At 67.6% G+C, this 5218-nt stretch carries 4 protein-coding genes; 3 read left to right on the plus strand and 1 reads right to left on the minus strand.

The window, feature by feature from the left end; all coding sequences use genetic code 11:
- On the plus strand, nt 1-1152 hold a 1152-nt coding region (locus tag WA965_RS03675), incomplete at its 5' end, for a protein adenylyltransferase SelO (protein ID WP_526447095.1).
- 75 nt (nt 1153-1227) lie between these two features.
- Nucleotides 1228-2649, plus strand: a complete 1422-nt coding sequence (locus tag WA965_RS03680) for a WS/DGAT/MGAT family O-acyltransferase (protein WP_526299636.1) — start codon at nt 1228-1230, stop codon at nt 2647-2649.
- 18 nt (nt 2650-2667) lie between these two features.
- Here WA965_RS03680 and WA965_RS03685 read toward each other — a convergent pair whose 3' ends face one another.
- Entirely contained in the window at nt 2668-4260 is a 1593-nt protein-coding gene (locus tag WA965_RS03685; protein ID WP_526299634.1) for a PucR family transcriptional regulator, read from the minus strand.
- A gap of 81 nt (nt 4261-4341) precedes the next feature.
- Here WA965_RS03685 and WA965_RS03690 point away from each other — a divergent pair.
- The coding region (locus WA965_RS03690; RefSeq protein WP_526447097.1) for an aldehyde dehydrogenase family protein at nt 4342-5218 on the plus strand (877 nt) is incomplete at its 3' end.

The following is a 5218-nucleotide window of genomic DNA, read 5'->3' on the forward strand; positions in this document are numbered from 1 at the left end:
GTCCGGGACCTGCACTTGAAGGGCTCGGGGCGGACGCCGTTCGCCCGGGGCGGCGACGGGCTTGCCGCCGTCGGACCGATGGTGCGCGAGTACGTCATCAGCGAGGCGATGCACGCGCTGCACATCCCCACCACCCGCGCCCTCGCGGTCGTCGCCACCGGACGCTCGGTGAACCGGGAAACGGTGCTGCCCGGGGCCGTGCTCGCCCGGGTGGCCGACAGCCATCTGCGCGTCGGCTCGTTCCAGTACGCGTCCGCGATCTCCCAGTCCACCGGAGACCTCGGACTGCTCCGTCGGCTGGCGGACCACGCGATCGCCCGGCACCATCCGCACGCGGCCGACGCCGACAACAGCTACCTCGCGCTGCTGGAGGCCGTCAGCTCGGTGCAGGCCGACCTGATCGCCCGGTGGATGCTCGTCGGCTTCATCCACGGGGTGATGAACACCGACAACATGACGATCTCGGGCGAGACCATCGACTACGGACCGTGCGCGTTCATGGAGAGCTTCGACCCGGAGACGGTGTACAGCTCGATCGACAGCTGGGGCCGGTACGCCTACGGCAACCAGCCCGGGATCGCGGTGTGGAATCTGGCACGGTTCGCCGAGGCACTACTGCCTCTGCTGGCCGACGGCACGGAGACGGCCATCGCGCTGGCCGAGGCCTCGCTGGGCGGCTTCCAGGGTCGCTACGAGCAGGTCTGGTCGGCGGGCATGCGCGCCAAGCTGGGGGTCGCCGACGCCGCGGCCGAGGTGGTGGCCCCACTGGTCGAGGAACTGCTCACGCAGATGCAGCAGAGCCAGGTCGACCACACCTCGTTCTATCGCCGGCTCAGCCGCGCGGCCCGCGGTGATGCCGAACCGGTGCGCGGTGAGTTCATCGACCTCGCCGCGTTCGACGACTGGGCCGCACGATGGCGCGCGCTGGGGCCGGACGCGGACGCGATGGATCGGGTGAACCCGGTCTACATTCCGCGCAACCATCTCGTCGAGGAGGCGCTGACCGCGGCCACTGTCGGCGACCTGGCGCCGCTGCGCCAGTTACTCGTCGCAGTCGGTTCCCCGTTCGAGGAACGCCCCGGGCTGGAGCGCTACGCCGAGCCCGCCGAGAAGGAGTTCAGCGCCTCGTTTCGAACATTCTGTGGCACCTGACCCGTACGCGCGTACTGTGGCGGACACCACAATGCAGTTTTTCGACAATAGGCATTTTCAGCAACAGGAGAGCCCTTGAGCGCCAACAGTGTCCGGCTTGGGCTTCAGGACCTGATTTTCATCTACGGCGAGACGTCGAGTTCGAAGATGCACGTCGCCGGGCTTCTCCCGTTCACGCCGCCCGCCGACGCGCCGCGCGACTACCTGCGAACGATGATCGACGACGCGAGGCGCCAAGAGGTGATGGCGCCGTGGAACCGCAAACTCGCGCACCCACGACTCCAGTTCAGCCCGGTGCACAGTTGGGTGACCGACACCGACTTCGATTTCGACTACCACGTCCGCCGGTCGGCGCTCGCCAGCCCGGGCGACGAACGGGAGCTGGGCATCCTGGTCTCCCGGCTGCACAGCAACCACCTCGACCTGACCCGGCCCCCGTGGGAGATCCACGTCATCGAAGGGCTCGAGGGCGGACGGTTTGCGCTGTACATGAAGATCCACCATGCGCTCGTCGACGGTTACAGCGCGATGCGGATGCTGGCTCGCAGCCTGACGACGGACCCGGAGTCGCGCGACACCCGGATGTTCTTCAACACGCCCACTCCCAAACGCGAGCGTCGCGCGCCGGTGGCGCCGTCGAACCTGCTCACGTCCACGTTGCGGGCGCTCGGCGGCTTCGGCTCTCAGGTCGCCGGTGGGGTCAGCTCTGCGGTCGATCTGACCAATGCGATCGTCAAGACCCAGATCCGCCGCGACGGCGAGTACGCACAGATCGCCGGTTCGGCATCGGCGCCGCACAGCATCCTCAACGCACGGATCAGTCGCAACCGCCGGTTCGCCACCCAGCAGTATGAATTCGATCGGCTCCGGGCCGTGAGCTCGCAGCACGGCTCGACGATCAACGACGTGGCGTTGGCGATCATCGGCGGGGGTCTGCGCAAGTTCCTCACCGACTTCGACAAGCTGCCGGAGCGCTCGTTGATTGCGTTCCTTCCGGTCAACGTGCGACCCAAGGGCGACGAGGGCGGCGGCAATGCGGTGGGAGCCATCCTCGCGCCGATGGGCACCGACATCGAGGATCCGGTCGAGCGACTGGAGAAGATCACCGCGGCCACCCGGGCGTCGAAGGCGCAGCTGCAGACGATGTCCCCCACGGCGATCATCGCCTACACCGCCGCGCTGCTGGCGCCTGCCGGCGGTCAGGTCGCAGGTGCCCTGACGGGCCTGCAGACGCCGTGGCCGTACACGTTCAACCTGTGTGTGTCGAACGTGCCCGGACCGCGGGAACCGTTGTACTTCAACGGTTCCCGACTGGAAGCCACGTTCCCGGTGTCCATTCCGATTCACGGGATGGCGCTCAACATCACGCTGCAGAGCTACGCCGAGACGATGAACTTCGGCTTCGTCGGGTGCCGCGACGCGCTTCCGCACCTGCAGCGACTCGCGGTCTACACCGGTGATGCGCTCGGCGATCTGGAGAAGGCCTCGCTGCGCTGACGTCACGAACTGCGCACATCAAGAACTACGTGCATCGAGAACAAGCAGTGCGACGTGCAGCGACGTTCGGGATTCACCGTCGTCGAGATCCACACCCAGACGTTCCCGGATGACGGCCAGCCGCTTGTAGAGCGCCGGGCGGCTGATGTGCAGGCGCTCGGCGACCGCGACCTTGTTCCCGGCCTCGGCCAGGTAGGCACGCAGCACCGCGACGTGGGAAAGATCGCCTCGGTCATCTTCTGCGAGCAGTGATTTGAGTTCTGTCTCGGCAAACTGCTGCACCCGCCGGTCGTCGCGCAGCAGCGTGACCAGACCCCGTAGCCTGGTGTCCGCGGCGCGGAAGTAGGGCCTTGAGTCCCCCATGGAGATGGCCACTTCGGCGATGTGCGCGGCCTCGGCCAGTCCTGCGATGGCATCCGTCACCGTGCCCACATCGGCGGCCAGCGCCAGCACCGAACCTTCAGCGGCGTCCACACGCTGCACCTCGCGGCGAAGCGCTTCACCGAGGGCCGTCAGAGCTTTCGACACCACGGCCGCCCTGGTGTCCTTGAGCGCTAGCACCACACCGACTTCGCCGTCACCCTGTAGCGCAAAGAGCCCGGTATGGCCTGCGGCGTTGATCGTGTGCGCCACGGCGTCGAGCAGTGCGACGTTGCGCCGGTGGGTGGCGACGGGATCCCCGGACCGCCTGCGCCGTTGCACCCTGATCACCGCGGGAAGGTAATGCGCGCACGCCCGGAGCCCCAGCGCGTGCGCCCGGGCCGCCGCCTCACGTTCCTCGGTGACCCTGCCTCGGCGGACATCGTCGATGAGTCCGCTCTGGGCCTGCTGCTGCAGCCCTGACCGGTCTCTCTCGATCATGCGGTGCAGAGCGAGTGCGGCGGCCGCGCGCTCGAGGACCCTCGTCGCGCGACCGGAGTCGGCGGGAGGGCGAGGTACGACCAACCGGCCCCATTCCTCCGTGCGGGGGCCGACCGCCGTCGCCGCCCACGACTCGGAGCCGGCCGCGGTTCCTGGGCTGCGTCGCGATCGGCGCTCCCAGTCCTGCAGCGCCGAGGCGTCAGCGCTCGCGGACACCGCCAGCGCGCGATGCGAAAGATCCTCCAACACAATGGGTTCATCGAGCATCCGGGCTGCGGCGTCGACGATGCCTGCGACAGAGGCCCGCCGCATGCTGAGCTCGGTGAAGGTTTCGTGCACGCGGCGGTCGAAGGCGACCTCGTCGTACTGTTCGGCGACGATCCGTCGGTGCACAGCCTCGGTCACCTCCACGAACCGGATGGCACGGTGCAGCACCACGAGCGCCAGATCGAGTTCCTCGGCGATCGGCGCGGCATTTCCCGGGAGTTGCGGCACCTGGTTTCCCAACTCGACAACCACTCCGATCGCCCCGGCGGAAGCCAAGCGTTGCAGGTACTTTCGCGGGGATCTTGCGAGTGCCGACCCTGTTGTCAACACCAACTCCCCGCCCTGCAGCAGCGCGGACAGATCCGCCAGGTCGCTGCCGTGCACCCAACGGAGGGGCTCATCCCACCGGCACGCGGAGAGCACCTCGGGTTCACCGGCCTGCACAACCGGCAGCGCGATGACCTCACCCACCGTCAGAGTCATTGACACAATGTAATGCAATCAGCGTAATCGGAGTCATTCTGTCACGTCGCTCGAAGAGTGTTCGGCCGCACACTGAGTGGCATGCAGACTATTTCTCATTGGGTGGACAACAAGGAGTTCGCGGGCACGAGCAGCGCGACGGCGCCGGTGACGAACCCGGCGACCGGTGAGACCACCGGGCAGGTGGCCCTGGCCACCGTCGAGGATGCCTGCGCGGTGATCGACGCCGCCGCGGCGGCATTCCCCGCCTGGCGGGACACCTCACTGGCCCGAAGGACCCAAGTGCTGTTCCGTTTTCGGGAGCTGCTCAACGAGCGCAAAGGTGAACTCGCCGAGATCATCACCGCCGAGCACGGCAAAGTCGTCTCCGACGCCCTGGGCGAAGTGTCGCGCGGCCAGGAAGTCGTGGAGTTCGCCTGCGGCATCCCCCACCTGCTCAAAGGCGGGTTCACCGAGAACGCCTCCACGAAGGTCGACGTCTACTCGGTGCGCCAACCGCTGGGCGTGGTCGCGATCATCTCCCCGTTCAACTTCCCCGCCATGGTCCCGATGTGGTTCTTCCCCATCGCGATCGCCACCGGCAACACCGTCGTGCTGAAGCCGTCGGAGAAAGACCCCACCGCCTCGCTGTGGATCGCGAAGCTGTGGGCCGAAGCCGGCCTGCCACCGGGGGTGTTCAACGTCCTGCACGGCGACAAAACCGCCGTCGACGAACTGCTCACCAACCCGAAGGTCCAGTCGGTGTCGTTCGTCGGATCGACTCCGATCGCCCAGTACGTCTACGCCACCGGCACCGCCGCCGGCAAACGCGTCCAGGCCCTCGGCGGCGCGAAGAACCACGCCGTGATCCTGCCCGACGCCGATCTGGACCTGGCCGCCGACGCCATGGTCAACGCCGGCTTCGGCTCCGCAGGCGAACGCTGCATGGCCATCTCGGCGTGTGTCGCGGTCGGGCCGA

It is taken from the genome of Mycobacterium sp., assembly GCF_049683935.1.
Classification (GTDB): domain Bacteria; phylum Actinomycetota; class Actinomycetes; order Mycobacteriales; family Mycobacteriaceae; genus Mycobacterium.